The organism is Terasakiella pusilla DSM 6293, assembly GCF_000688235.1.
Taxonomy (GTDB): domain Bacteria; phylum Pseudomonadota; class Alphaproteobacteria; order Rhodospirillales; family Terasakiellaceae; genus Terasakiella; species Terasakiella pusilla.
In genome coordinates this window covers 27,602-54,100 of the sequence record NZ_JHYO01000007.1, presented here as the reverse complement: position 1 = coordinate 54,100, position 26,499 = coordinate 27,602, and the positions used below count along the sequence as shown (strand labels likewise).

The following is a 26,499-nucleotide window of genomic DNA, read 5'->3' as shown; positions in this document are numbered from 1 at the left end:
CCTCCCCGATTTTCTTGGATTGCTTAGGCGAGGCTAGAAGTGGATGGCTTTACCATAAGCATCCAGCACGCTTTCATGCATCATTTCAGACAGGGTTGGATGCGGGAAGACGGTGTGCATCAGGTCTTCTTCAGTTGTTTCCAATGTCTTGGCGATGCCGTAGCCCTGAATGAGTTCGGTCACTTCGGCACCGACCATATGGGCGCCTAAAAGCTCACCGGTTTTCTCATCAAAGACTGTTTTGATCAGGCCTTCTGGTTCACCAAGCGCGATGGCTTTACCGTTGCCCATGAAGGGGAAACGACCGACTTTGATTTTATAGCCTTTGTCTTTGGCAGCTTTTTCCGTCAGGCCGACAGAAGCCACTTGCGGCTGACAATATGTACAACCAGGGACCAAGGATTTATCAAGCGGATGAACGCCTTTTTGGCCTGCGATTTTTTCAATGCAGATGATGGCTTCGTGGGACGCTTTGTGGGCCAGACAAGGGGCACCAGCAACATCACCGATGGCATAAACGCCCTCAGCTGATGTTTTGCAGTACCCGTCAATCTGGATAAAGCCACGTTCATCCAGTTTAACGCCTGCTTTGTCGAGGCCAAGGTTTTCCACATTTGGCACAACACCGACAGCGGTAATGACTTTGTCCACCTTGATGGTCTCAGTCTTGCCATTTTTGTCGAGTGTTGCTGTTACGCCGTCCGCCGCTTTGTCCAGTTTCACAACTTTTGTTGCAGTTTTGAACTTCAAGCCACGTTTTTCCATGCTCTTTTGGGCAAAAGCTGAAATTTCGCTATCTTCAACGGGCATGATTTGATCCAACGCTTCGACAACTGTCACGTCAGAGCCAAAGGTGTGGAAGAAGTTGGCAAATTCGATACCAATTGCGCCAGAACCGATCACCAGCATGGATTTTGGCACTTCGGTCGGGACCAAAGCTTCCATGTAGGTCCAAACCTGTTTGCCATCAGGTTCCAGACCGGGGAAAGATTTCGCCCGTGCACCGGTTGCCATGATGATATGTTTGGAGGACAAGGTCGTGAAGACTTTGCCGTCTTTTTCAACAGACAATTTGCCGCCACCGAGAAGTTTGCCGTAACCGTCAAAGACTTTTACTTTATTCTTCTTCAGCAAATGGCCAACACCGCCGGACAGCTGTTTGGACACGCCGCGGGAGCGTTCAACGATTTTTGCGATATCGAATGAAATATCTTTCGCACCAAGCCCAAAGCTTGCTGCATGTTTCATATGTTCATAGATTTCCGCAGAGCGCAGCAAGGCTTTGGTCGGAATACAGCCCCAATTGAGGCAGATCCCACCAAGGTGATTGGCTTCCACCAAGGCTGTCTTCAGGCCAAGCTGTGCGGCGCGGATGGCCCCGACATATCCACCGGGGCCTGCACCTACGACAATAACGTCAAAATTTGTATCAGACATATTGTTTCCTATCCTTACAGCATGAGGGCAATCGGGTCTTCGATCAGGGCTTTCAATTCCTTGATGAAGGCCGCGCCAGTTGCGCCATCAATGCAGCGGTGATCAACAGCCAGTGTCAGCGTCACGACCGTCGCAACAGCCAAAGCACCATTTTTCACAACAGGGCGTTGTTCCCCTGCCCCGATGGACAGGATGCCGCCTTGCGGTGGATTGATGATGGAGTTGAAGCTTTTGATCCCGAACATACCCAAGTTGGAAATGGTAAATGTACCGCCTTGATATTCTTCCGGGGCGAGCTTGCCGTCACGTGCGCGTGCTGCCAAATCTTTGGCTTCATTTGCCAGTGTCGCCAATCCTTTAGACGCCGCATCTTTAATGATCGGCGTGATCAGGCCGCCTTCAACAGCGACCGCGATTGCCATATCAACACGTTTAAACTTGAGGATGGCGTTGTCTGTAAAGGCAACGTTGCAATCCGGTACACGTGTCAAGGCAAGGGATGTGGCTTTGACGAGGAAGTCGTTGACTGAGATTTTGTAGTCAGCGCCTTCCCGGCTGTTCAACTCTTTACGCAAGGCCATCAGCTTGTCGATTTCGACATCCACTTGCAGGTTAAAGTGCGGGATGTCACGGGCAGACTCTGTCAGGCGCTTGGCAATTGTTTTACGCATGTTGGAGTTCGGCACGGCTTCAAATTCAGGCAGAAGTTTGAAGATCGGATCATCTTGACTGATGGTTTTCGCATCAGGTGCAGCAGCTTTTGGTGCGGGCTTGTCGGCTGTTGGTGCAGCTGTTTTACCGGTGCCGGACGCAATGGCGGCTTCTACATCGCGTTTTACAACACGACCGCGTGGGCCACTACCTTTGATGTCTTTGATCTCTAGACCTTCATTGGCGGCAATACGGCGTGCCAAGGGGCTAGAGAAGATGCGATCACCACTCTCAGATACAGGTGCGGCAGGAGCCGGCGCTGCTTGTGGTGCTGCGGCTGGTGCCTCAGCCGGCTTGTCTTCAGCTTTGGCAGGCGCTGTAGATGCAGTCTCTGTTGCAGCTTCTAACGCACTTGCGTCTTCACCTTCTTCGAGCAACAGGGCGATCAGTTCATTGACTTTTACACCTTCGGTGCCTTCGGGTACGAGGATTTTACCGATCGTCCCTTCGTCAACGGCTTCAACTTCCATTGTTGCTTTGTCAGTTTCAATCTCAGCGATAACATCGCCGCTTTCCACAGTGTCGCCTTCTTTGACGCACCATTTTGCCAGATTACCTTCTTCCATTGTCGGTGAAAGTGCTGGCATTAGGATTTGAATAGGCATAATGCGATTTCCTTTCGACCGATTACTTGTAACAAACTGCTTTTGCGGCTGCGACGATATCCGGCACAGTTGGCAAAGCGAGTTTTTCAAGGTTGGCGGCATATGGCATCGGGACGTCTTTACCGGCAACGCGTGTCACGGGGGCGTCCAGATAATCAAAGGCATGTTCCATCACTTGTGAGGAAATCTCAGAACCGATGTTGGAGTATGCCCAACCTTCTTCGACAGTCACCAGACGGTTGGTCTTTTTAACAGACTCGATGATGGTGTGCGTATCAAGCGGACGCAGTGAACGAAGGTTGATGACTTCCGCAGAAATACCTTCTTCCGCGAGTTTTTCAGCCGCTTCCAGTGCCCAACCAACTGAGATGGAGTAGCCTACCAAGGTTACGTCAGTACCTGAGCGTTCGATTTTCGCTTTACCAAACGGAATGGTGAAGTCTTCGTCTGTCGGGCAATCGAATTTTTTGCCGTAGAGAACTTCGTTTTCCAACACCACAACCGGGTTTGGATCACGGATCGCTGCTTTCAAAAGACCTTTTGCATCTTCAGCAGAATAAGGTGCAACTACTTTCAGGCCCGGGCAATGCGCATACCAAGAGGCGTAGCACTGAGAGTGCTGAGCAGCAACGCGCGCCGCAGCGCCGTTACACCCACGGAACACGATTGGACAGGAAATTTCCCCACCAGACATATAAAGGGTCTTCGCTGCGGAGTTGATGATATGATCAATCGCCTGCATTGCAAAGTTGAAGGTCATAAATTCAACGATGGGCTTGAGGCCGGACCATGCAGCACCGACACCAACACCTGTAAAGCCGATTTCCGTAATCGGCGTATCAACAACGCGTTTGGCGCCGAACTCGTCTAACAGGCCTTGGGTGATTTTGTAAGCGCCCTGATATTCGGCAACTTCTTCCCCCATGATGAAGACTTTGTCATCTTTGCGGAATTCTTCGAACAAGGCTGTGTTCAACGCTTGGCGCACAGTCATTTCTTCTGTTGGGCCAGTGTAGGCATCTTCTTGGACAGCGACGGGTGCTGCAGATGCGGTTGGCGCAGTGCTTGCTTCTTCACTTGAGGAAGAAGCTGTTTCTGTTGCAGGTGCCGGGCTGGCACTATCCGTTGAGAAATTGTCAACAGCAGACGCGTCTTCACCTTCCTCAAGCAGCAGGGCGATGACTTCGTTTACTTTGACGTTTTCGGTCCCTTCGGGGATCACGATCTTACCGAGGATACCTTCATCCACGGCTTCGACTTCCATCGTGGCTTTGTCGGTTTCAATCTCAGCGATGACATCACCGCTTTCGACTTTGTCACCTTCGGCCTTGCACCATTTGGCGAGGTTACCCTCTTCCATTGTCGGTGAAAGCGCAGGCATAAGAATTTGAATTGGCATGTATTTTCTCTCTATCTCTATGCTTTATGCGTCTACCACCACATCGGTCCACAGTTCGCTTGGATCCGGTTCTGGGCTGGTTTGGGCAAAGTCGGCAGATTTTGTAACGACGGCTTTGATCTCTTTATCGATCTCTTTCAAAGCGGCTTCGTCGGCATGACCACCTTCGGTCAACAATGCGCGAACGTAATCAATCGGATCGCTTTCGGATCTGATTTTTTGAACTTCTTCTTTCGCGCGGTATTTTGCCGGGTCAGACATAGAGTGACCACGATAGCGATAGGTTTTCATCTCTAGGATGATGGGGCCTTCCCCACGGCGACATTTGTCAGCAGCTTCTTTTGCGGCTTCACGGACTTCAAGGACGCTCATGCCGTTCACTTGAATACCCGGAATGCCGTGTGCTGCGCCACGCTCATACAGGTTGGTGTTGCTGGAGGCGCGCTCTAGGGATGTCCCCATGCCATACTGGTTGTTTTCGATAACGTAAACAACAGGCAACTTCCAAAGCGCAGCCATGTTAAAGGCTTCGTAGACTTGGCCTTGGTTGACCGCGCCATCGCCCATATAGGCAAAGTTTACGCCGCCATCTTCATTATACTTGTGACCAAAGGCCAAACCTGTCCCCAATGGGATTTGGGCGCCAACGATCCCGTGGCCGCCATAAAACCCTTTGTCTTTGGAGAACATGTGCATGGAACCGCCCTTCCCTTTGGAATAGCCGCCGATGCGACCGGTCAGTTCTGCCATAACACCGTCTGGGTCCATACCGCAGGCCAGCATATGACCGTGATCGCGATAAGACGTGATCAGCGTGTCTTGCGGGTTTGCGATGGACTGAATACCAACAACAACGGCTTCCTGACCGATATACAGGTGACAGAAACCGCCAATAAGGCCCATACCATATAGTTGACCGGCTTTTTCTTCAAAGCGGCGGATCAAAAGCATTTCCTTATAGAACTTTAAGAGTTCTTCAGGTGTCGCTTCGGGTTGTTTGTTCTTACCCCGTGTCGTGCGTTTTGTTTGTGTTGCCATAGGACTCCCCTTGGCTAGGCGTGAAGCATGCTTTGATGCAAAATTATCTCTCTATGAAACGCAAAATCGGGGCAAATGCAAATGTTTCACATTCAACTAACTTACTGTGTTGCAATGCAAAATGAACAATTAACTACACTTTAGTTAATCTTGGTGCAGACCGCTAGATGCAAGGGGTTTACGAAAACCTGATTTTTTATGTGCGCCAACCCTTTGAAAGTCCAGTGTATAAACTTAATAATGGTTAATTTTGGTGACGGAATGCTTGTCAATTAAGGCAGGGAGGCTGTCATATAACTGAAACTGAGGTGTTTTGCGATGCAATATCACCTTGTTTGGTCACGAAGCGGTATTTGAATACCGGAACCTACAATGGATTCGTATCTTTAGTTTTTGATCCAGCGATAGCCATGTTCGACCTTGGCAATTTGCAGCTGATAGTCTTGATACCAATCTAACTTCCCTTTGGCGCGTGCATCTTGATGCTCGACGTCATTCTTCCAGTATTGGATAGCGTCCATGTCTTTCCAGTAGGAAACGGTGATGCCTTTGCCTGTGTCATCGCGAACGCTCTCAATGCCAAGGTAGCCATCTTGTTGTTGAGCGAGTTCAACCATTCGATCCGCGGTCATGCCATACCCTTCCGCGTCGTCTTCTGTTCGTTGATTGATAAAAATCACGGCATAGTACGGTGGATTGGGTAAGTTTTGTGCAGACATGATCTAACGCTTTACAATAATGGCAATTTCTTTTGGGTGAGCGAAGTTTAAAACAGCACGGGCGCGTTCTTCCAGAAGGTCCGGATCAAGACTGTCAGACCGTAGCAAGGAAACGCGATGTTCAAGACGCATGCGTTCTTCACGGATTTGCGCCAGTTGGATTTTTGTTTTTTCAATCCGGTGCTGATAATCCAGTAGCGCGCGGATACCGCGATCACCTTGGACGGCGTGATAGGCAAAATACAGCACAACGCACACGCCAATGACCGGAAGGAACACCCCCGGCTGAATCTTGGGTATATGTCTAAACCATGCTCTCATTTTGTGGATCGATGCCAGTTCTCGTGCTGTAGATACAGTATCGTTTATGAAGGCAATTGGTAAATAAATTCTATACTTTAGAAGTATAAACCGGGCGCGGCGTTAGAAAGTTTTTGATAGAATGGGTAGAAGCTTTAGGGGATTGGTAACACTCTCTTTGAGAGTCAAAGGGTTAGCAGAGGGCTGAACAGAAAAAAGGCTGCCTCAACTGAAGCAGCCTTTTAAAAGTTTTTACGAAAGAAAATTAACTTTAGCGCAGAACTTTGCGACCTGCATAAACAGCGCTTGAACCAAGCTCTTCTTCAATGCGAATCAGCTGGTTGTATTTAGCAACGCGGTCAGAACGGCTCAGGGAGCCTGTCTTGATTTGACCTGCGTTTGTGGCAACAGCGATGTCCGCGATTGTCGAATCTTCGGTTTCACCCGAACGGTGAGAGATCACGGCTGTGTAATTGGCTTTTTGTGCCATTTCGACAGCTTCCAGTGTTTCAGACAATGTGCCGATCTGGTTAACTTTTACCAGAATGGAGTTGGCAACTTGCTGATCAATACCGTCAGACAGACGCTTTGGATTAGTTACGAACAGGTCATCCCCAACCAATTGACATTTGTCGCCGATTTTTTCTGTCAGGATTTTCCAGCCTTCCCAGTCGTCCTCGTCCATGCCGTCTTCGATGGAAACGATCGGGAACTTCTCGACCAGATCAGCAAGGTAATCTGCCATTTCAGCAGAAGACAGGGATTTACCTTCGCCAGCCAGTTCATATTTGCCGTCTTTGTAGAATTCAGAAGAGGCAACGTCGAGGGCCAGTACGATATCGTCACCCGCTTTATAACCAGCGTTTTCAATTGCGGTCATGATGAAAGACAGGGCTTCTTCAGAAGATGCAACGCCCGGTGCGAAGCCACCTTCATCCCCAACGTTGGTGTTGTGACCGGCAGCTTTCAAAGCCGCTTTCAGCGCGTGGAAGACTTCAGCACCCATGCGGATGGCTTCGCGGATAGAAGAGGCGCCAACTGGCATGATCATGAATTCTTGAATATCAACCGGGTTGTCCGCGTGTGCGCCACCGTTGATGATATTCATCAAAGGAACCGGCAGTTCACGTGCGAAAACGCCGCCCAGATATTTATAAAGCGGCAGGCCTGCTTCTTCAGCAGCTGCGCGGGCAACAGCCATGGAAACGCCCAACATGGCGTTGGCGCCAAGGCGGCCTTTGTTTTCTGTGCCATCAAGGTCGATCATGGTTTGGTCGATCAACAGCTGTTCGTCAGCTTCCAGACCAACAAGAGCATCAAAAATCTCACCGTTTACAGCTTCTACAGCGTTTTCGACGCCTTTCCCGAGGTAACGGCCTTTGTCGCCATCGCGTAATTCAACGGCTTCATGTACACCTGTAGAGGCGCCAGAGGGAACGGCTGCGCGGCCAAACGCGCCACTTTCCAAAAGGACGTCAACTTCAACAGTAGGGTTACCACGGCTATCGAGAATTTCGCGACCGTGAATATCAATAATAGCGCTCATTTGAGATGCTCTCTTTTCTGAGATAAATGATGACAGAAGATGATAACAGGGCCCGTTACCCTGTCGGGGGTTGAATACTGTGTTAGGGCCAAAAATGCAAGAAAAGACTCTCGCTTAGTTGCGCTTTGGCCCTAAACAAAAAAGCCTGACGCAAAGGGCACGTCAGGCTTTGTTCTTAGTAAGTCGCCATACCGACCAGATCGACCGGATTGGCTTTTGCAACTTCGTCCAGTGCTTGTAGGGTCTGAAGGACGCCTTTTAATTTTTGCACCGGGATCATGTTCGGACCATCAGAAATGGCTTTGTCCGGATCTTCATGTGTTTCTGCAAACACACCTGCAATCCCAAGCGCGATAGCAGAACGCGCGACGACGGGGGCCAGTTCGCGACGACCGCCAGACGAATTGCCCTGCCCGCCCGGTTGCTGGACGGAATGGGTGCAATCGATGATGATCGGGTAGCCTGTATCCTGAGCCATCTGGGGCAGACCACGCATATCGGTAACAAGTGTATTGTAGCCGAAGCTGGAGCCACGTTCTGTGATGAGGATGTTCTCATTGCCTGTGGAGGCGACTTTTTTAACCACGTTGGCCATATCCCAAGGGGCAAGGAATTGACCTTTTTTAACGTTGACCGCTTTACCGGTTTGACCTGCAGCCAGCAACAAGTCTGTCTGACGACACAAAAACGCAGGGATTTGCATCATGTCACAAACTTCGCCGACAACAGCGCATTGCCCTTCGTTGTGAACGTCGGTGATCACAGGGCAGCCATAGGTGTCTTTCACTTCCTGAAAGATAGACATGGCGGGCATAATGCCGATGCCGCGGTTGCCTTCAACACTCGTGCGGTTGGCTTTATCAAAAGAGGACTTATAGATTAAGCCGATACCGAGTTCGTTACACATTTCTGTCAAGGCGTGCGCCATTTCAAGGGCGTGGTTGCGCCCTTCCATGGAGCAGGGACCAGCGATCAGGCAAAACGGTAAATCGTTACCAAAGGTGACGTTACCGACTTGAACATGCTTTTGTGCGACCATTATTAGACCAATCTGTTTTGTTCAATTGCTGCTTTGATAAAGGCGGTGAAAATTGGATGCGGGTCCGTCGGGCGGGATTTCAGTTCTGGGTGGAACTGTACGCCGATGAAGAATGGATGATCCGGCAGTTCTACAATCTCTGGCAGGATCCCATCGGGTGATAGGCCGGAGAATTTCATGCCAGCCGCTTCCAGTTTATCTTTGAAGTCGACATTTACTTCGTAACGGTGACGGTGACGTTCGGAAATCTCTTTTGCACCATTATAAATGTCATGTGCTAGCGTGCCGGGCACCAATTTACAAGGGTAAGCACCAAGACGCATGGTGCCGCCAAGATCGCCGTCTTCTGCGCGTGTCTCTTTGGAGCCGTCTTCCTTTTCCCATTCGGTCATCAGGCCAACGATTGGCGTTTTGCAGTTGCCGAATTCAGAAGAACCCGCCCCTTCAATGCCTGCCATATTGCGCGCTGTTTCAACAACAGCCATCTGCATACCAAGGCAAATTCCGAAGTAAGGAACTTTTTGTTCACGGGCATATTTAACGGCTGCGATTTTACCTTCCGCGCCACGTTCCCCAAAACCACCGGGGACGAGGATAGCGTCTTTGTCTTCTAACTGTTTCATGCCGTCTTCTGCCAGAAGTGTTTCAGCATCAATCCAGTGCTGGTTGACTTTGACATTGTTGGCAATGCCGCCATGCGTCAGCGCTTCACCCAAAGATTTATAGGCTTCCAAAAGTTCAACATATTTACCAACGATGGCAACGTTGACTTCCCCTTCCGGCTCAAGAACGCGGTGGACGATCTCTTCCCATTTGGACAGATCAGGTTCCGGGGCCGCCATGCCAAAGTGTTTCAACACAACCGTGTCCAGACCTTCTGCATGGTAAGACAGTGGCACGCGGTAGATTGTATCTACGTCAAGTGCCGGAATAACCGCATCGTCTGCAACATTACAGAACAGTGCGATTTTGCGACGTTCACTTGCGGGAATTTCACGGTCACAACGACAGAGCAAGGCATCCGGGCTGATGCCAAGGCCTAGCAATTCTTTTACAGAGTGCTGTGTCGGTTTGGTTTTAAGTTCACCTGCTGCCGGAATGTAAGGGACCAGTGTGGTGTGCAAATACATTGCGCGGCCACGACCCAATTCGTTCCCCATTTGGCGGATCGCTTCAAGGAACGGCAGAGATTCGATATCCCCTACTGTCCCGCCAACTTCCACGAGAATGAAGTCTTCGTCTGTGACGTTGGCTTTGGTAAAGTTTTTGATCGCTTCAGTAACATGCGGGATAACTTGTACTGTTGCACCAAGATATTCGCCGGCGCGTTCTTTTTGGATAACGCTGGAATAGATGCGACCGGAGGTGACGTTGTCACTTTGCATTGCATTTACACAAGTAAAACGCTCATAGTGACCAAGATCGAGGTCGGTTTCAGCACCATCATCTGTTACAAAAACTTCCCCATGTTGGTATGGGGACATGGTGCCGGGATCGACGTTTAGATACGGATCCAGTTTACGCAAACGAACCTTGAAACCACGTGCTTGCAGGCAGGCGCCCAAAGCTGCGGAACCCAAGCCTTTACCCAGTGAAGAAACAACGCCACCAGTAATGAAAATATAACGTGCTGCCATGTTTAAAAACCTAAACGTCTACTTTTTTAATCAAAGAAGAAGAGGCGGCCATTTGACCGCCTCTTCAATGTAATTTCAAGAACGCATTTCAAAAAAATGAAAGCGAACCCTATTGTGCCAGAGGCGCGCCTGGTTCAGTCGGCTTTTGCTCTGCCGGTGTTTGAATGACAGGCTTCAGTGAATTGTCATCCAGAATGGACCCTGAGTTACGCTCGGCATTTGCCAACAGAGACAAGACCAAGCTTGTCACCATAAAGCCAGCAGCAAGTAAAGCAGTTGTGCGCGTTAGCAGGTTAGACGCAGAACGACCTGTCATGAGGCCACTCATACCGCCGCCGCCACCGCCGCCACCAAGACCGCTTAAGGCGCCGCCTTCAGAGCGTTGGATCAAAACCAGAATGATCAGGCCGAGGCACAAGATCAAATGTATAGCGAGAAGAACGTTTGTCATCGCTGCTCTTCCATCCTTAAATTCAAATTTCCAGAAACTTGGGGCTTCTTTTAACGCGAAGAAAACTTAATTGCTAGGACAACTTTGCGCAATTGCCCAAAAATCTTCAGATTTTAAGGAAGCACCGCCGATCAAACCGCCGTCAACATCAGCCAAAGCCAGCAATTCCTTGGCGTTTGCAGGCTTCATGGAGCCGCCATATAAAATGCGCATGCCGTTGGCTGCATCTTCACCCAATTTGTCTTTTAAGGTGTTTCGGATGTCTGCATGCATTGTCTGGACATCATCAGGAGTCGCAACTTTGCCTGTGCCGATGGCCCAAACGGGCTCGTAGGCGATCACTGTATTTTGGGCTGAGGCCCCCGCGGGGACGGACCCGATGATTTGTTCTCGTACAACCTGCAGAGCGTTGCCGCTTTCTCTTTCACTTTCTGTTTCGCCAACGCAAATGACGGCGATCAGGTCGTTGGTGTGGGCTGCAATGGATTGCGCCTGAACATCAGCGTCGCTTTCACCATGGTCTGTACGACGTTCGGAGTGTCCAAGGATAACGTGCGTACAACCTGCATCTTTTAACATTACAGGGCTAATGTCACCTGTATGAGCACCGCTTTCTGCAGTATGGCAGGTCTGCGCCCCCAAAAAGACGCCTGATCCTTCAATGGCAGTGCCGACAGTTTCCATAACTGTGAAAGGAGGACAAACAAGAAGGTCACAGTTATCCGCGGTATCAGATTTTTTAAGGTTGGCGATTTCGCTTGCAAGCGCTTTGGCATCAGCGCGCAGGCCATTCATTTTCCAGTTACCAGCGATCAACGGGCGACGTGACATGAGAAACAGTCCTTTTGAAAGTCAGTGAATTTTGACTTTTTATTACACAAATAGTCTTTCAGGCACCAGTGATTTGTTCATTTTGTCACATTCTTGCTTCATTTACATAGTTTAAGCTGTTGCTAGGTTGGGTTTCCCCTCTTATGATGCGCACCGCAATTTATAACACTATTATCTTTGGAACACGTACATCATGCTCGATGGTTTTCGCAAACATTCAAATTCAATAATCGTCAAAGCCCTGCTTTTCCTCCTGATTGCAAGTTTCGCAGCTTGGGGTGTAGGCGACATGTTGCGTCCGGCAACGACTAGCAGCAGTGTAGGTACCGTTGGAGGTGTTGAAGTTTCCGCACAGGAAGTGTTCAACGACTTTCAACGTGAAATGAACCGCATGCGCCAGTTAACGGGGGGGCAAATTGATGGTCAATTGTCTTTGGTTATCGGCAACAGCGTGGTGGATCGCGCCATTAACCGCACCCTGCTTGAAGTCAACGCAGATGAAATGGACATCGCGGTTAGTGATGAACTGGTTGCTCAATCCATCAAAGAGACAGAGATGTTTCAGGATAATGGTCAATTCAACCGCCAACGTTTTGAACAGGTTCTGTTTTCGAATCAGCTGACGGAAGGTCAGTTTATTGAACTGGTTCGTGGTGACTTGCAGCGTGAACAACTGGTGAGTGCCCTGGTAAACGGGTCTGTTATGCCAATTTCTGCGGTTAAAGACCTTTATAAGCACCGTCAGGAAAAGCGTTCTGCTGATTTTGTCCAGATCACGACAGCTAATGTTGGTGATGTTGCGGCAGCAACGGACGAAGAAGTGCGCAAGTATTATGATGACAATATCGATAAATTCATGGCGCCGGAATATCGCAGTGTAAGCTTGCTTCATATCCAGCCGAGCGATGTTGCTAAAACCATCGAAGTTCCGTTGGAAAAGCTCGAAGATGCATTCACAGCCCGTCAGGCCGAGTTTAAGAAACCGGGGCGCCGTACGGTCGAGCAAATGGTCTTCGCAACTGAAGAAGAAGCGCAGGCCGCTGTTGACGCGATTGCAAGCGGTAAAAGCTTTGCCGATGTCGCAAATGAGACATTGGGTTTGGAAGCGGACTCTTTGGTCTTGGGCGATGTGACGAAAGAGGAGTTGCCGGAAGAACTGCGTGAAGATGTGTTTGCCCTTGCGAAAGATGGTGTGAGTGCGCCGATTCAATCCTTATTGGGCTGGCACATCGTACGGGTTACAGAAGTGGTTGCTGAACAAAACCCGACTTTTGATGAAGTGAAAGATCAATTGCGTGAAGGTGTGGCCATGGAAATGGCTTCTGATGAACTGTTTGCGATCTCCAACGATGTGGAAGATGCCCTTGGTGGTGGTGCAACCATCGAAGAAGCTGCGAAAGCATCTGGTTTCGAGCTTAAGCGTTTGTCGGCTGTAGATCGTCAAGGTCTGGATACAGAAGGTACTCAAACTGAGATCGCATCAAATACTGAAATCCTGAACGAAATCTTCACGGCAGAACTTAATGCTGAACCTACAATGAAAGATGATGGTTTCGGCGGATACTTCATGGTTCGTGTCGATGGGGTGACGGCATCACAGGCGCGTGACTTTGACAAAGTGAAGTCCGTTGCCGCTGAGATGCTGGAACAAGAGAAAAAGCAGACCCTTGCACAGGAAAAAGCGGATGCGTTGTTAGCTGCCGTTCAAGAAGGTAAGACCCTTCAAGCTGCCGCACAAGAATCTGGCTTTACTGTTGAAAGTCAGGAAGGCTTTACCCGTTTTGATGCACCGCTCCCGCAATCTGTTGTTGGGAAACTGTTTACAGCAAAAGTTGATGAAGCGGTCAATGGGGCGGCTTCGGATGGCTATGTGGTTGCTGTGTTGACAAACGTTCAAGCGATCGAAGGTGCGGATGATGAAAATGCGATTAATGCGATGCGTCGTCAGTTACAAGAAAGTGTGACAGGTGACCTGCAAGGGCAGTTTGTAAATGCGTTGCGTGACCGTTACACGGTTTCGATTGATCGTAATCTCGTAAATAGCCTGTTTGTACAAGAGCAACAGTGATGAAACTACTCCCCGACTACGACGTTTTTGAAACTCTATATAACGCGGGCAAGGCCCAAGTGGTATGGACAAAGTTGGTGGCAGATTTGGAAACACCCGTTTCTGCTATGATGAAACTCGCCAATGACAAGCCCGACAGTTTTCTTTTGGAATCTGTTGAGGGGGGTGCAAAGCGCGGTCGTTATTCCTTTCTGGGGATGAAGCCGGATTTGACGTGGCGTTGTTTCGGGGAGAAAGCTGAGATTAATCGTAAGGCCGGTGACGACCGTGCGGCCTATGAGCCGTGCGATAAGCCGTCGCTGGACTCGTTGCGCAGTCTAATCGCTGAAAGTGAAATCGACTTGCCGGACCACTTGCCACCCATGGCAGCCGGACTTGTCGGCTATATGGGATACGATACTGTTCGCTTGATGGAGAAGTTACCCGATAGCAACCCGGACCCCTTGGGGATACCGGATGGTATCTTTATGCGTCCGACCATTATCGCAGCTTTTGATAATATTGAAGATGTCGTGACCATCGTCACCCCTATTCGCCCGCAAGATGGCTTGTCCGCCAAAGACGCCTATGATCTGGCACAAGATCGTTTGCAGGATGTTGTTGAGGATTTGCAGGGTAGCTTGCGGGTGACGCATGACTTCAATGAGGCAATTGGCACCTTGCCGGAACCTGAAAGCAATATGACCCGTGAAGAATTTCATAATATGGTGCATAAGGCCAAAGAATATATTCTGGCAGGTGATATCTTTCAGGCGGTTTTGTCGCAGCGTTTTACCCTGCCCTTTGAATTACCGCATTTTGCCTTGTATCGCTCGCTACGCCGTTTAAACCCCTCGCCATTTTTGTTCTTTTTGAACTTTGGGGAGTTTACACTGGTTGGATCGAGCCCTGAAATTCTGGTGCGTCAGCGTGACGGTGAAGTCACAATTCGCCCGATTGCAGGGACGCGCAAGCGAGGTGCAGATGCAGCAGAAGATGAGGCCTTGAAAAAAGACCTTCTCTCAGACCCGAAGGAACTGGCTGAGCATTTGATGCTTTTGGATCTAGGACGAAACGATGTCGGTCGTGTTGCCAAGACTGGGACTGTGCGGGTGACTGACAAGTTTATTGTCGAGCTTTATTCCCATGTGATGCATATCGTCTCTAACGTGGTTGGGGAGCTTGATACGGACCGGTTTGACAATATGGATGCGTTGATTGGCGGCTTCCCCGCTGGCACGGTGTCCGGTGCCCCGAAAGTCCGTGCGATGGAAATCATTGACGAGCTGGAACCGGAACGACGCAGTTTCTATGCAGGCTGTATCGGGTATTTTGGTGCCAACGGTGATATGGATACGGCGATTGCCTTACGTACAGCATTGTTGAAAGATGGCAAAATGTATGTGCAAGCAGGTGGCGGTGTTGTTGCTGATAGTTCCGCAGAGGGGGAATATCAGGAAAGCATCAACAAGGCTCGCGCTTTGGTGAGAGCAGCCGAAGAAGCCTATAAATTTGCGGCAGATGACGGACCGCGAAATTAAGTGTTTTATAGAAACGAAAAAAGGCCGGGTTTCCCCAGCCTTTTTTTGTGCGTGACGTTTTAGGCTGCGCCCATAAAATCAAATCCGGCCTCTTCGATGGCATCCTTGATTTTAGCTTCATCATCCAGCCCGCTGACCGTGACTTTTTTGGCAGCAAGATCAACGTTGATTTCTGCATCTTCCTTAACGGATTTAAGGGCATTTGTGACTGCTTGGGCGCAGTGACCACAGGTCATGCCGTCGACGATATAGGTGTTTGACATTATTTTCTCCTTAACTGAGACCTTGGTTATGTAAGACAATTTGTGAAATGGGAACGAGGCTAAAGCCGTTGCGTTCAATAGAGGGGAGCCATTCTTTGAGCGCTGCGATTGTCCCGTCCCGGGGGTGGCCGATACCAACGGCGAAACCGGAACGTCGCGCGACTTTTTCAAGTAAGCTTAGTTGTTTGAGCACAGCGCCTTTTTCATTCACATTATCTAGAAAGACGTTTCGAACGGCAAAGGGGACCCCTTCCTTTCCTGCTAAATCGGTGGCGATAGATTTGGGGTTCGTGCGGGAGTCCAGAAACAGCATTTCCCTTTTTCTAAGCTCTGTCATCAGGGCGCTCATGACCTCAGGATCTGTGGTGGCAAGGCTTCCCATATGGTTGTTGACCCCGACATATCCCTCGAACCGTTCCAGGTTCCAATGAATACGATCCAGCAGGTCTTCGTGGGCCAGATGGGTGTGAAGGTGGTTGGGACCCGCATCAATTTTTTTATTTAAAGGCTCCATGGGCAAATGGACGAGCAATTCATGTCCGTTGGCTTTTGCTGCTGTCGTCTGTTTGTTTAAGTTTTTTGCATAAGGGATAAAAGCCATGGTTAGGGGCCCTTTAAGGGCAAGTGTCTGCGCTGTGCGTTTACGGTCCAGTCCCAAATCGTCAATGACCAGCGCGATCATAGGTTTGTTGATCGCGGGTGTCATTTTTACCGCATATTTCATCCAGCGCGGCTCAAAGCTTGATAGGGCGGCGGGTTGTTGTGTAGTCACGTTATTTGCGGGCTTGGATGGTTGTTCCGCTATAGCAATAACGGGCGCATAGACATCGTTTGGCAGTGCTTCTTCGTAAAAGACGGCTTGAGCAGGCGGGGTTGGCTTGCTCGATATGTCGACATTGGCAAGACGAGGCTGCGGCGCGGGTGTCTGCTTTGTTTTCAGCGGCTGTTTCGGGGTGAGTTCGGTGATTGTGTCATCAATTTCCGCTTCTGTCGCCGCAAGAAGGAGGGGGGCATCGGGCGCGCGTATCAGCTCAGGCTTTTTGACATGTTCTTTGTACCATGGTTTTGCGGATGTGGATGCAGGTGTGGGGTCAGGATCAAAAAGCTGATCCTGAAACAAAACACCGGCATAGGCCAGTAAGCTGAATATTAAAGCACCAAGAATAAAAAGGCTGGATTTACCTTTTTTCTTCTTTTTACGAACAGCCACAATCTTCGTCCTTTTCTGTGGTGAAGCTATTGAGGATCGGACAGTCTGGCCTGTCGTCCCCATGGCAGCACTCTACAAGGTTTTTCAGGGTGTCGCGAATATTTTGCAGTTCCTGAATACGTCCTTCAATTTCGACAATGTGGCTTTGTGCTAGCAGGCGTACGTCTCTGCTGGCGCGATTTTTATCCTGCCAGAGTTCCAACAGGTTTGAGACATCCTTTAAGGGGAATCCCATTTTGCGGGCGCTCTGGATAAACTTTAAGATTTCGACATCAGTGTTGGAATAATCCCGATATCCGTTTTCAGCCCGTGCCGGGGGTGGCATCAGGTTGATGCTTTCGTAATATCGGATGGTTTTACTGCTGACACCGGTAAGTTTGGAGACTTTGCTGATGTTCATGGTTTCCACCTTTTTAACAAAAGAGAGTTGGTGACGACGCAGACACTGCTAAGGGCCATAGCGGCCCCCGCAATAACGGGGTTGAGTAAGCCGAAAGCGGCGGCGGGCAAGCCGATGATATTGTAAATAAAGGCCCAAAACAGGTTTTGTTGAATCTTACGGTAGGTGGCTTTTGAAATGTTGATTGCTTGTTCTACTAATAAGGGGTCTGGCCTCATGAGGGTTACGCCTGCACTATGGATCGCAACATCGGACCCGGTTCCCATAGCAAAGCTGACATCAGCGCTTGCAAGTGCGGGCGCATCATTGACACCATCCCCGACCATGGCAACCACATGATTGTTTTGTTTCAAGCGTTCGATATGTCCTGCCTTTTCGTCTGGGAGAACTTGCGCGATGACGTCTTCAATGCCAATGGAACCCGCAACGGCGCGGGCGGTCACTTCGTTGTCACCACTTAAAATGATGGGCGTAATGCCATTGCTTTTAAGCTGCTTTATGGCTTGAGAAGAGCTTTCTTTTACTTTGTCGCCAATGCCGAAGAGGCTGAGAACTTTTGTTTCATTTTCTAGCCAGACGACGGTTAGGCCATTTTTCTCCATTTCGAGCGCCAAAGGCTCCAAGCTGGTGAGGTCATTGGTCATATGAGCACGGTTACCCAACCGATAGCGAGTGTTTGCAATGTCAGCTTCAATCCCCCGCCCGCTTGTCGCTTTGAAGTTTTTGATTGCGGTCAGGTTTTCGCTGACAAAAGCTTTGGCAAGCGGGTGTTCGCTACCTTGTTGCAGGTTGGCTGCAATATCGAGAAAGGCGCCCGTTTGTTCAATGAGTTGGGGTTTACCTTCTGTCAGGGTGCCTGTTTTATCAAACACGACGGTATCGATTTTATGGGCGAGTTCAAGGGATTGGGCATCTTTAATCAGGATGCCATGCTTAGCTGCAACGCCAGTCCCCGCCATGATGGCGGTTGGCGTTGCTAGGCCAAGGGCGCAGGGACATGCAATAACCAATACGGTGATTGCGTTGATCAAACCTTGTTCGTACGTGGCACCTGCTAAAACCCAACCTATGACAGTTACCAGAGCGATGACGCAAACAATGGGAACGAAGACGGCTGCGATTTTATCGACAAGCTTTTGCACGGGAGCTTTCGTGGCTTGTGCGCCTTGGATCATTTCGATGATTTTGGCCAGTGTGGTTTCTTTACCGATCGCGGTCGTTTCGATGGTTAGTAGCCCCGAGCCGTTGATGGAGCCGCCGGTTACGGTGTCGCGGGTGTTTTTTTTCACGGGCATGCTTTCTCCGGTCAGCATCGATTCATCAATTTGGCTGTGGCCTTCTAAAATGCGACCATCGACGGGGATGTGTTCCCCCGGTTTAACAAGGACATGATCGCCTTTTTTGATGAGATTGATTGCAACGGTTTCCTCTTTCCCGTTTACCACGCGGCGTGCGGTTTCCGGCCTGAGGTGCATAAGCGCCCGAATAGCTGCTGTAACACCATGTTTGGCACGGCTTTCAAGGAACTTACCCACCAGAACAAGGGTGGTAACTGCAGCGGATGCTTCAAAATAGATCATATTTGCATGTTCTGATGGGCTTAGAAGGTGATATAGGCTTAATCCATAGGCTGCTGTCGTGCCGATGGAGACGAGAAGGTCCATATTCCCTGTTAGAGCTTTGAACGCGCCCCAAGCGGATTTATAGAACCGCTGTGCGGCAATCAATTGAACAGGAGTTGCCAGTGCTAGCTGAAGCCAGCCGTTTAGGTGCCAATCCTGACCAACGAAGAGCCCGGCCATCGGTGCGACGAGTGGAATGGTCAGGAGTGCACAAAAAAGCACGGTCATTCTGTCGCGCTTAAGGTGGCGTTTGTTCTCTTCTTCCTGTTCGTCTTGATTGGTGTCATCTAAAAGCGTTGCACCAAATCCGGCATTTTCAATTTTGGCAATGATGTCATCGGCTGCGAGCTGATCGTTGCTCAAGCGCACGCTTGCTTGTTCTGTTGCGAGGTTGACGCTTGCGTGTTCAACTCCATCCAATCGATTGACAACTTTTTCAATGCGACTGGCACAGGAGGCGCAGGTCATGCCTGTGATGTTTAATTGATATTCAATCATCCTAATACCTTCCAGTTAGCTTGAATGTTATATGGTCCTTCCAGTAAGGGCAAGGTCAAGAGTGAGATTTAAAAACCAGCTTGACCTAGAGGCTGTCAGCTTGCATTCTGCGATAAATTAAGGCCTTTTTCTTCTGTGAGGCTGTTAATTTTTTACTTTTAAAGTAACTCGTAAAGTACTGATATGTTTTTATTAATTGATAATTATGATAGCTTCACTTACAACCTGGTTCATTATTTTGGTGAGCTTGGCGCAGACATAGAAGTTTATCGTAACGATGCGTTAACGGTTGAAGAAGCGCTCGCTTTAAAGCCGGAAGGTATAATTTTGTCCCCCGGTCCCTGTGATCCTGATCAGGCAGGGATTTGTCTTGATCTGATTGAAAAGGCCAGCGGGCAGTACCCTATTTTTGGGGTGTGTCTGGGGCACCAATCAATCGGTCAGGCGTTTGGGGCAAAGATTGTGAGAGCGCCGGAGCCAATGCATGGCAAAGTGTGCCCGATCACCCATACCAATAAGGGCATCTTTCAGGATATCCCCTCCCCTGTATCTGTGACGCGGTATCATTCTTTGACCATCGCGCCGGAGACATTGCCGGATTGTTTGGAAGTGACTTCTCAGACAGAAGATGGTGTTATCATGGGGGTTCAGCATAAAGAGTTACCGATCCACGGTGTGCAGTTCCACCCAGAGAGTATCGCCTCCGAACACGGGCACAAGATGCTGGAAAATTTCCTGACGCTGGCAAGAAAATAAGGATAATCCCAATGAGCGAAGCAATGAAGCAAATCATCGGCAAAGTCGGTGAAGGAAAAGGTCTGGAACAAGGCGATGCTAAAGTCGCTTTTGACTGTATTATGTCGGGCAATGCGACACCTGTGCAGATTGGCGCCTTTATGATGGGCTTGCGCCTGCGGGGGGAAACAGTGGATGAAATTACTGCTGGTGCCCAGACCATGCGCGAGAAGATGAAAAAAGTTCAGGCTCCGGCTGGTGCAATTGATATTGTCGGCACGGGCGGTGATTCTAGAAACACCTTGAATATTTCAACCGCCACAGCTTTGGTGGTCGCGGGTTGCGGGGTTAGCGTTGCAAAACATGGTAGCAAGGCGGTGTCTTCCAAGTCGGGGGCTTCGGATGTGCTCTCTTGCCTTGGGGTGAACCTGATGGCGGAGGTTGCAGAGGTGGAGCAATCAATCAAGGAGGCCGGGATCGGCTTTTTGATGGCACCGCTTTATCATTCTGCGATGAAGCATGTTGCTGGACCGCGTGCTGATATGGGGATCCGTACGATTTTTAATCTGTTGGGACCAATCTCAAATCCGGCCGGTGTGAAACGTCAAATGACGGGTGTTTTTGATAAGCACTGGGTACGTCCACTTGCAGAAGTTCTCGGGCGTCTTGGGAGTGATAAAGTCTGGGTTGTGCATGGTAGTGACGGCATGGATGAACTGACGACGACCGGCGTTTCTTATGTGGCGGAATATCAAAACGGTGCTGTACGTGAGTTTGAAGTCAATCCTTTGGATCTGGGTCTAAAAACAGTTGAATTAGCAGATTTGATCGGCGGCGACGGGGCTTACAATGCAGCTGCCATTAAGCGCTTGCTGGATGGTGAAGTTGGGCCTTATCGTGATGTTGTCCTGTTAAACGCGGCAGCGTCCTTAATTGTTGCGGATAAGGTTGAGACACTGGAAGACGGTATGCAAATGGCAGCGCAAGCGATTGATAATGGCAAAGCGAAAGCGGCCCTTGCCAAACTTGTCGAAATTACCAACGGAGCCTGAGGCAGATGAGCGATATTCTGGCAAAGATTTGTGATGATAAACGTGAATATGTGGCCCATTGCAAGAAACGTAAAGACCTTAGCATTTTGGAAGTGACGGCTAAACAAGCCTCTCCCGTACGTGGTTTTAAAAATGCGTTGCAGACAAAGGTGGATGCCGGCCAGTACGGTTTGATTGCAGAAGTCAAGAAAGCGTCTCCCTCCAAAGGGTTAATTCGGGCCGACTTTGGTCCGGTTTCAATCGCTAAATCTTATGAAGCGGGGGGCGCGGCCTGTATGTCTGTTTTGACAGATCAGCCGTATTTCCAAGGGGCGGATGAATATCTGGTGCTGGCCCGCGGTGCGGTATCTTTGCCGGCTTTACGTAAAGATTTTATGGTGGATACCTATCAGGTGACGGAAGCAAGGGCGTTGGGTGCGGATTGTATTCTGATTATTATGGCGGCACTTGATGATGCGCAAGCTAGCGAGATTGAGGACGCTGCTTTGTCCTATGGTATGGATTGCCTGATTGAGGTCCATGACGAAGACGAGATGGAACGGGCCTTGAAGCTGAAGTCCGATCTGATCGGCATCAATAACCGTAACCTCAAGACCATGGAAATCAGCCTGACAACGACAGAGCGATTGTCCGGTATGGTGCCGGAAGGTAAATTGCTTGTGTGTGAAAGTGGTATATTTACGCCGGATGACTTGGCGCGCATGTCCAAAGTCAATGCAAACTGCTTCTTGGTTGGGGAATCATTGATGCGTCAAGATGATGTCGAGGCGGCAACACGTGCTTTGTTGACCAAGTAAAGAAACAGGAAGGTATTGTTTTCATGGGTGATCAGTTTACGCATATCGATAAAGACGGTAACGCTGTCATGGTTGATGTGTCCGATAAAGATATTACGGAACGTACGGCGACGGCAAAAGCCAGTGTGATCATGCAGGAAGAAACCTTAAACCGCATTATGGCGGGAACGCTGAAAAAAGGTGATGTCCTTTCTGTCGCTCAGTTGGCAGGGATTATGGGGGCGAAAAAGACGGCGGACTTGATCCCGCTTTGTCATCCCCTCGCCCTGACGTCGGTGAAAGTTGAGCTGAGCTGTGATCCTGATCGGAATGCCGTTGATGTTGTCGGAACGTGCAAGCTTAAAGGCCGCACAGGTGTTGAAATGGAAGCACTGACGGCTGTGACCGTTGCGGCGTTGACTGTCTACGATATGTGCAAGGCCATTGATAAAGGGATGACGATTACGGATGTACGGCTAACCCTTAAAGAAGGTGGCAAGTCAGGGACGTTTGTAACGCCATGAGTTTACTCCCTCTGGAAGAGGCGTTTGCGAACGTCGAAAAAGGTATTTCAGTCTTAAGTGCTGAACAGGTAAGTGTCGCGGACTGTCTGGGGCGTGTGTTGGCAGAAAATGTCGCTGCCCGTTTAACGCAGCCGCCCGCGCCCGTTTCTTCGATGGATGGATACGCGGTACGCGCACAAGACGTTTTGTCCCAACCCGTTACCTTAACCCGCGTCGGTGAATCGCAAGCCGGTGGTCCCTATGACGGAACATTGGCTGATGGGGAATGCGTTCGCATCTTTACAGGTGCCCCCCTCCCCGCGGGTGCGGATGCTGTCATTATACAAGAAGATACAGATGTCTTCGGTGATCAGATCACCATGAAAGAAGTTGCTTTTGAGGGGAAGTTCGTTCGTAAAGCCGGACTGGATTTTTCTGAAGGGGATATCCTTCTTCATAAAGGCCGTGTGCTTTCGGCCCGCGATGTAGGCTTGCTCTGCGCCATGAACGTACCGTGGGTAAAAGTCTTTCGCCGTCCGCGCGTTGCGATTTTGGCAACAGGTGATGAGCTGGTCATGCCGGGGGAAGCGGTGCGTGAAAGCCAGATTATCAGTTCAAACAGCCTAATGGTTGCCGCTCTCGTCCAAGCGATGGGCGGGATTGCGGTTAACTTGGGGATTGCGGGGGATACAGAAGAATCGTTGCGCGAGACCTTGAGCGGCTTGGACTGTGCGGATTTGCTGGTAACCTCTGGCGGGGTTTCTGTTGGGGAATATGACCTGGTTCGCAAAGTTCTGGGGGAAGAAGGGCTGGATATTGATTTTTGGCGTATCGCCATGAAACCGGGGAAGCCCTTTATGTTTGGGCATATTGGTAATAAACCGGCGATGGGTTTACCGGGTAATCCTGTATCGTCCTATGTGACGGCCTTTTTGTTTTTGCGTCCGGCTTTACGTAAAATGCAAGGCGGCGCGTTTGAACAGGATAAACCCGTTCAGGTCATCCTAGGGGCCGCTGTGCCGGAAAATGGTGTTCGTCAGGAATATATGCGTGCTGTTTTCTCGCAAGATCCAGATGGTAACCTTGTGGCAACGCCATACAATAAACAAGATAGCTCTATGTTGGCTAACCTTGCACATTGTGAAGGTTTCATTATTCGTCCGGTGAATGCACCAGCCCTGTCTGCAGGCGAGAAAACGCAGGCAATTTACCTGAAAGACGCGATGGTGAGCGTCTAAGACGCTTTGTGCTTGACCAAGGTTCGGAACTAAAGTAGAACATCGGTAGTGTTTTACTTTTGTTCTAATCTTTGGAGGGTGTGAACATGCTGACCAAAAAACAGTATGACCTGCTTTTGTTTCTTGAAAAACGATTAAGAGAAACAGGTGTTTCCCCTTCTTATGATGAAATGAAAGAGGCGCTGGACTTGAAATCAAAGTCCGGTATTCATCGTCTGATCACAGGGTTGGAAGAACGTGGTTTTATCCGACGCCTTCCTCATCGGGCGCGTGCTGTTGAAGTTTTGCGGGTGCCGGAAAACAAGGATCAGTTGGAAACGCCGCTGCGCTCAGAAAACAATAAGCCGACAGACTTTGACAATGACATGCCGCAAGTAGGGCGCAAAAAGTCCCGTGGGAACAGCAATACAGATGTTTTACCAGACTCCGAAGCGGTGGAACTTCCGATGTTTGGGCGCATTGCGGCTGGTACGCCAATTGCGGCGCTCAGTGACCATTCCGCCAGCGTTGATGTCCCTGCAAGTATCTTGGGGCTTGGAGAACATTATGCGTTGGAGGTTGAGGGAGACTCCATGATCGAAGCGGGTATCAATGATGGTGATACGGTTATCATTCAGCGCTGTACCACGGCAGAAAATGGCGCGATCATCGTTGCGCTGGTGGATCAGGAAGAAGCAACCCTTAAAAAGCTACGTCGTAAAGGGGGCTCTATTGCGTTGGAACCTGCTAATAGTGCTTATGAAACTCGCATTTTCCCGCCGGAGCGGGTTAAGATCCAAGGGCGTTTAGTGGGCTTGATCCGCAAATATTAGGTCTAACGACCGTACTGCGTCCATGGGCGAAGACCACGATTATCGCGGACGGTTTCGATTTCGATTTTTCCGTTGCCTAAGTAGATCGCATGGGCACCGCTGCGTTTGAACGCTTTTTTATCGATGATATGTTTTGGGTTGTCACAGATCATGGGGCTATCCCATTGTGTGATTAGGATATCCGCCTTCTGGCAATCTTCTTCGAGGGCGATTGCTTGTTCATTGAAGCTGACCCATGTGCCGTTTTTGTGCTGAAACTGGCATCCTGTTTGATCACATGGTAGTTTCTTTTGAAAGGAGACGGGTTTGTGGTTTTCCAGTCCCCAGTTTTGCAGCCAGTTTTCACGGGTGAAGCTTGCATGTCGTAGGTTGGAGACGTAGGAGTTCCCCTCTTGGTCTTTTATAGCGCTTAATTTGCCCGTTTCGTTGATGACGATATCGGGGAGTGGATTAAGGCTTGCGAGTAAAAATCCTACGCCGATGAGAGCGACACCAGTTTTTCGATAGATTTTGGTCATTAGACAAATCATGAGCCCCGCGATGGTCAGGGCGATGATTGCAGGCACCCCCATTGAAGGGGTGGCAATTTGGGAAAACGGTACATTTGCCGTCTGGTATGCAACCGAAACCAAGAGCTCTATCCCCCACCCCATAATGTGCAGCGCCACCCCTTCAAGGCCAAATGGCATGAGGCAGAGTGCGAGTAATCCTGATGGCATGATCCAAAAGACCGTAATGGGGATGGCAACTAGGTTTGAAGCGACACCGTATAAGGCAATGTGGTTAAAATGATAGGCGGCAAAGGGCGTGGTGGCTGCGGTTGCAATTAAACTGGATGTGAAAATACTTTTGACGTATCGAATGTATGAGGGGCTTGAGAGATCAGGGCTGCGTTTCTCGTAATAGGCCACAAGCGCGGTGACTGCTGCAAAGGAAAGCTGAAAGCTTGGGCTGAGCAGGCTTTCTGGCAGGAGTATGAGGATGGCGATTGCTGCCCATGCAACAGTCCGTAAGGAAATGGCTTTGCGATCCAGTATGACACCAAGAAGGACAATGGATGTCATGAGAAAGGCGCGTACAGTTGGGGTGCTTGCCCCAGTTGTCAAAGTGAAGCAGAGCGCGGCTGCAATGGCAAGAAAAGCGGCCCATTTTTTTACGGGGTAGTTTAGCGAAACTGACGGGATGAGAGCAAGCAGGGAGCGTAGCCCAAAAAAGAAGATGGCTGAAACCAGACCAATATGCAGGCCAGAAATCGCAAGAAGGTGCGCAAGTCCGGCTGCGCGGACGGCCTCGTGGGTTTCCTCGTTAATCAGTTGCTTGTTTCCACTCAGCAGTGCAATCGCGAGCGCTTTTTTGTCTGCATCGTTTGTATTGGGGAAAATGTGCGTGATCTTTTCCTGAATGACATGACGCAGGTTTTCAAAGAATGAAAATGGACTTGTCTCTTCTGAAAGAACCTTGATTTGGCCATAGGTAAAGCCGATGGCGCCGATCCCTTGAAAATAGGCATGGCGTTGAAAGTCAAAAGACAGGGGGCTCGCCGGTTGTGGTGGTGGTTTCAACATCGCACGTGTTTCTATCCATTGACCGGGCTTTATTTGCGTTTTTAACGAGTTGGCATGTAATCGAACCCGTGTCGGGATATGATCTGCCCGTAGTCTAGATATTTGTAAGTCTTCGAGGATGATTTTGTAGCCTTTTTGAGAAGGCGTAACACTTGCGATTCGACCTTGAATTCCTGTGGGGCCAAAGCTATATGGCAGGAAGTTGGTATCTAGATAGTGCGTGCGAATTTGCGCCGAACTAAAACCGGTTAATACTATGGCAATTGATAAAGTACTTAAAAAGGCTATGTAATATTCGCGTAAATAATATGTGGTCAGACCACTTATAACTGCTCCAGTTAAGGCGACCCAAAGCGGTGTTTCATTGGTCATACCAAAATACAGGCCTATACCGATGGCAAGTAGTATGGGAATTAGGAGGAAAATATGATCTTTTTCTTGCGCTGCAAAATCGTCAAAAATCCTTCTCTTATAAAGAGTTAGGTAATTATGTCGTTTTTTTTGCAACATTTTTTATAAACCAA

At 49.5% G+C, this 26,499-nt stretch carries 24 protein-coding genes; 8 read left to right on the top strand and 16 right to left on the bottom strand.

Features of this window, described 5'->3' with window-relative positions; genetic code table 11:
* Positions 1-33: 33 nt before the first annotated feature.
* The 11 genes from lpdA to tpiA all read right to left on the bottom strand — a co-directional run bounded on the left by lpdA (position 34) and on the right by tpiA (position 11,713).
* Positions 34-1,437, bottom strand: coding sequence for a dihydrolipoyl dehydrogenase (gene lpdA, locus Q397_RS0106225; RefSeq protein ID WP_028878673.1), 1,404 nt, complete (start codon positions 1,435-1,437; stop codon positions 34-36).
* Positions 1,438-1,451: 14 nt separating this feature from the next.
* Positions 1,452-2,753 (bottom strand): pyruvate dehydrogenase complex dihydrolipoamide acetyltransferase, encoded by a 1,302-nt coding sequence (locus tag Q397_RS0106220; RefSeq protein ID WP_028878672.1) that lies wholly within the window; start codon positions 2,751-2,753, stop codon positions 1,452-1,454.
* Between the two features lie 22 nt (positions 2,754-2,775).
* Complete coding sequence (locus Q397_RS0106215) at positions 2,776-4,152, bottom strand: pyruvate dehydrogenase complex E1 component subunit beta (RefSeq protein ID WP_028878671.1); 1,377 nt, start codon at positions 4,150-4,152, stop codon at positions 2,776-2,778.
* Positions 4,153-4,176: 24 nt separating this feature from the next.
* The gene (gene pdhA, locus Q397_RS0106210) at positions 4,177-5,190 is read right to left on the bottom strand and encodes a pyruvate dehydrogenase (acetyl-transferring) E1 component subunit alpha (protein WP_028878670.1); all 1,014 of its coding nucleotides are present in this window, start codon (positions 5,188-5,190) and stop codon (positions 4,177-4,179) included.
* A gap of 386 nt (positions 5,191-5,576) precedes the next feature.
* Complete coding sequence (locus tag Q397_RS0106205) at positions 5,577-5,909, bottom strand: antibiotic biosynthesis monooxygenase family protein (protein ID WP_028878669.1); 333 nt, start codon at positions 5,907-5,909, stop codon at positions 5,577-5,579.
* Between the two features lie 3 nt (positions 5,910-5,912).
* The gene (locus Q397_RS21355; RefSeq protein WP_240475035.1) at positions 5,913-6,188 is read right to left on the bottom strand and encodes an FtsB family cell division protein; all 276 of its coding nucleotides are present in this window, start codon (positions 6,186-6,188) and stop codon (positions 5,913-5,915) included.
* A gap of 292 nt (positions 6,189-6,480) precedes the next feature.
* Positions 6,481-7,755: a phosphopyruvate hydratase gene (eno, locus tag Q397_RS0106195; protein ID WP_028878667.1), complete on the bottom strand. Its 1,275-nt coding sequence runs from the start codon at positions 7,753-7,755 to the stop codon at positions 6,481-6,483.
* A 175-nt stretch (positions 7,756-7,930) separates the two neighbouring features.
* Positions 7,931-8,794: a 3-deoxy-8-phosphooctulonate synthase gene (gene kdsA, locus Q397_RS0106190; protein WP_038012942.1), complete on the bottom strand. Its 864-nt coding sequence runs from the start codon at positions 8,792-8,794 to the stop codon at positions 7,931-7,933.
* A 2-nt stretch (positions 8,795-8,796) separates the two neighbouring features.
* A complete protein-coding gene (locus Q397_RS0106185) occupies positions 8,797-10,431 on the bottom strand; it encodes a CTP synthase (protein ID WP_028878665.1) in 1,635 nt (544 codons plus the stop codon).
* 109 nt (positions 10,432-10,540) lie between these two features.
* On the bottom strand, positions 10,541-10,882 hold the full coding sequence (gene secG, locus Q397_RS0106180) for a preprotein translocase subunit SecG (RefSeq protein WP_028878664.1): 342 nt from the start codon (positions 10,880-10,882) through the stop codon (positions 10,541-10,543).
* Between the two features lie 66 nt (positions 10,883-10,948).
* The gene (tpiA, locus tag Q397_RS0106175) at positions 10,949-11,713 is read right to left on the bottom strand and encodes a triose-phosphate isomerase (protein ID WP_038012941.1); all 765 of its coding nucleotides are present in this window, start codon (positions 11,711-11,713) and stop codon (positions 10,949-10,951) included.
* Between the two features lie 193 nt (positions 11,714-11,906).
* On the opposite strand from tpiA, the gene Q397_RS0106170 reads away from it, so the two are divergent.
* Both Q397_RS0106170 and trpE read left to right on the top strand, forming a co-directional pair.
* Entirely contained in the window at positions 11,907-13,781 is a 1,875-nt protein-coding gene (locus Q397_RS0106170) for a SurA N-terminal domain-containing protein (protein WP_028878662.1), read from the top strand.
* Complete coding sequence (gene trpE, locus Q397_RS0106165; protein ID WP_028878661.1) at positions 13,781-15,301, top strand: anthranilate synthase component I; 1,521 nt, start codon at positions 13,781-13,783, stop codon at positions 15,299-15,301. Before Q397_RS0106170 ends, trpE begins: the two co-directional genes overlap by 1 nt.
* 59 nt (positions 15,302-15,360) lie before the next feature.
* Here trpE and Q397_RS0106160 read toward each other — a convergent pair whose 3' ends face one another.
* The 4 genes from Q397_RS0106160 to Q397_RS0106145 are packed head-to-tail and all read right to left on the bottom strand — an operon-like array spanning position 15,361 to position 19,294.
* Entirely contained in the window at positions 15,361-15,564 is a 204-nt protein-coding gene (locus Q397_RS0106160; protein ID WP_028878660.1) for a heavy-metal-associated domain-containing protein, read from the bottom strand.
* Positions 15,565-15,574: 10 nt separating this feature from the next.
* Positions 15,575-16,774 (bottom strand): divergent polysaccharide deacetylase family protein, encoded by a 1,200-nt coding sequence (locus Q397_RS23915; protein ID WP_051609770.1) that lies wholly within the window; start codon positions 16,772-16,774, stop codon positions 15,575-15,577.
* Positions 16,761-17,174, bottom strand: coding sequence for a Cu(I)-responsive transcriptional regulator (gene cueR, locus Q397_RS21345; RefSeq protein WP_051609769.1), 414 nt, complete (start codon positions 17,172-17,174; stop codon positions 16,761-16,763). The genes Q397_RS23915 and cueR overlap by 14 nt, the downstream gene beginning before the upstream one ends.
* On the bottom strand, positions 17,171-19,294 hold the full coding sequence (locus tag Q397_RS0106145; protein ID WP_028878659.1) for a heavy metal translocating P-type ATPase: 2,124 nt from the start codon (positions 19,292-19,294) through the stop codon (positions 17,171-17,173). Before Q397_RS0106145 ends, cueR begins: the two co-directional genes overlap by 4 nt.
* 183 nt (positions 19,295-19,477) lie before the next feature.
* Between Q397_RS0106145 and Q397_RS0106140 the strand changes: the two genes are divergently transcribed.
* From Q397_RS0106140 to lexA, 6 genes are all read left to right on the top strand, one after another.
* Positions 19,478-20,050, top strand: coding sequence for an anthranilate synthase component II (locus Q397_RS0106140; RefSeq protein ID WP_028878658.1), 573 nt, complete (start codon positions 19,478-19,480; stop codon positions 20,048-20,050).
* Positions 20,051-20,061: 11 nt separating this feature from the next.
* A complete protein-coding gene (gene trpD, locus Q397_RS0106135; RefSeq protein ID WP_028878657.1) occupies positions 20,062-21,081 on the top strand; it encodes an anthranilate phosphoribosyltransferase in 1,020 nt (339 codons plus the stop codon).
* A 5-nt stretch (positions 21,082-21,086) separates the two neighbouring features.
* Complete coding sequence (trpC, locus tag Q397_RS0106130) at positions 21,087-21,878, top strand: indole-3-glycerol phosphate synthase TrpC (protein ID WP_028878656.1); 792 nt, start codon at positions 21,087-21,089, stop codon at positions 21,876-21,878.
* 23 nt (positions 21,879-21,901) lie between these two features.
* Positions 21,902-22,381, top strand: coding sequence for a cyclic pyranopterin monophosphate synthase MoaC (gene moaC / locus Q397_RS0106125; RefSeq protein ID WP_028878655.1), 480 nt, complete (start codon positions 21,902-21,904; stop codon positions 22,379-22,381).
* A complete protein-coding gene (locus Q397_RS0106120) occupies positions 22,378-23,598 on the top strand; it encodes a molybdopterin molybdotransferase MoeA (RefSeq protein ID WP_028878654.1) in 1,221 nt (406 codons plus the stop codon). The genes moaC and Q397_RS0106120 overlap by 4 nt, the downstream gene beginning before the upstream one ends.
* Before the next feature lie 86 nt (positions 23,599-23,684).
* Entirely contained in the window at positions 23,685-24,410 is a 726-nt protein-coding gene (gene lexA / locus Q397_RS0106115) for a transcriptional repressor LexA (protein WP_028878653.1), read from the top strand.
* A gap of 2 nt (positions 24,411-24,412) precedes the next feature.
* On the opposite strand, the gene Q397_RS0106110 is transcribed toward lexA, so the two are convergent.
* Positions 24,413-26,485, bottom strand: coding sequence for a ComEC/Rec2 family competence protein (locus tag Q397_RS0106110; protein WP_084148962.1), 2,073 nt, complete (start codon positions 26,483-26,485; stop codon positions 24,413-24,415).
* Positions 26,486-26,499 lie beyond the last annotated feature (14 nt).

Excerpts from the sequence above, each read along its gene's own strand:
- trpD (WP_028878657.1), top strand. The coding sequence starts at position 20,062 with ATGAGCGAAGCAATGAAGCAAATCATCGGCAAAGTCGGTGAAGGAAAA.
- Q397_RS0106110 (WP_084148962.1), bottom strand. The coding sequence starts at position 26,485 with ATGTTGCAAAAAAAACGACATAATTACCTAACTCTTTATAAGAGAAGG.
- Q397_RS0106185 (WP_028878665.1), bottom strand. The coding sequence starts at position 10,431 with ATGGCAGCACGTTATATTTTCATTACTGGTGGCGTTGTTTCTTCACTG.
- kdsA (WP_038012942.1), bottom strand. The coding sequence starts at position 8,794 with ATGGTCGCACAAAAGCATGTTCAAGTCGGTAACGTCACCTTTGGTAAC.
- secG (WP_028878664.1), bottom strand. The coding sequence starts at position 10,882 with ATGACAAACGTTCTTCTCGCTATACATTTGATCTTGTGCCTCGGCCTG.
- cueR (WP_051609769.1), bottom strand. The coding sequence starts at position 17,174 with ATGAACATCAGCAAAGTCTCCAAACTTACCGGTGTCAGCAGTAAAACC.
- Q397_RS0106215 (WP_028878671.1), bottom strand. The coding sequence starts at position 4,152 with ATGCCAATTCAAATTCTTATGCCTGCGCTTTCACCGACAATGGAAGAG.
- Q397_RS0106170 (WP_028878662.1), top strand. The coding sequence starts at position 11,907 with ATGCTCGATGGTTTTCGCAAACATTCAAATTCAATAATCGTCAAAGCC.
- Q397_RS0106120 (WP_028878654.1), top strand. The coding sequence starts at position 22,378 with ATGAGTTTACTCCCTCTGGAAGAGGCGTTTGCGAACGTCGAAAAAGGT.
- lexA (WP_028878653.1), top strand. The coding sequence starts at position 23,685 with ATGCTGACCAAAAAACAGTATGACCTGCTTTTGTTTCTTGAAAAACGA.
- Q397_RS0106140 (WP_028878658.1), top strand. The coding sequence starts at position 19,478 with ATGTTTTTATTAATTGATAATTATGATAGCTTCACTTACAACCTGGTT.
- tpiA (WP_038012941.1), bottom strand. The coding sequence starts at position 11,713 with ATGTCACGTCGCCCGTTGATCGCTGGTAACTGGAAAATGAATGGCCTG.
- Q397_RS0106145 (WP_028878659.1), bottom strand. The coding sequence starts at position 19,294 with ATGATTGAATATCAATTAAACATCACAGGCATGACCTGCGCCTCCTGT.
- eno (WP_028878667.1), bottom strand. The coding sequence starts at position 7,755 with ATGAGCGCTATTATTGATATTCACGGTCGCGAAATTCTCGATAGCCGT.
- trpE (WP_028878661.1), top strand. The coding sequence starts at position 13,781 with ATGAAACTACTCCCCGACTACGACGTTTTTGAAACTCTATATAACGCG.
- Q397_RS0106205 (WP_028878669.1), bottom strand. The coding sequence starts at position 5,909 with ATGTCTGCACAAAACTTACCCAATCCACCGTACTATGCCGTGATTTTT.
- trpC (WP_028878656.1), top strand. The coding sequence starts at position 21,087 with ATGAGCGATATTCTGGCAAAGATTTGTGATGATAAACGTGAATATGTG.
- Q397_RS0106220 (WP_028878672.1), bottom strand. The coding sequence starts at position 2,753 with ATGCCTATTCAAATCCTAATGCCAGCACTTTCACCGACAATGGAAGAA.
- Q397_RS0106160 (WP_028878660.1), bottom strand. The coding sequence starts at position 15,564 with ATGTCAAACACCTATATCGTCGACGGCATGACCTGTGGTCACTGCGCC.
- moaC (WP_028878655.1), top strand. The coding sequence starts at position 21,902 with ATGGGTGATCAGTTTACGCATATCGATAAAGACGGTAACGCTGTCATG.
- pdhA (WP_028878670.1), bottom strand. The coding sequence starts at position 5,190 with ATGGCAACACAAACAAAACGCACGACACGGGGTAAGAACAAACAACCC.
- lpdA (WP_028878673.1), bottom strand. The coding sequence starts at position 1,437 with ATGTCTGATACAAATTTTGACGTTATTGTCGTAGGTGCAGGCCCCGGT.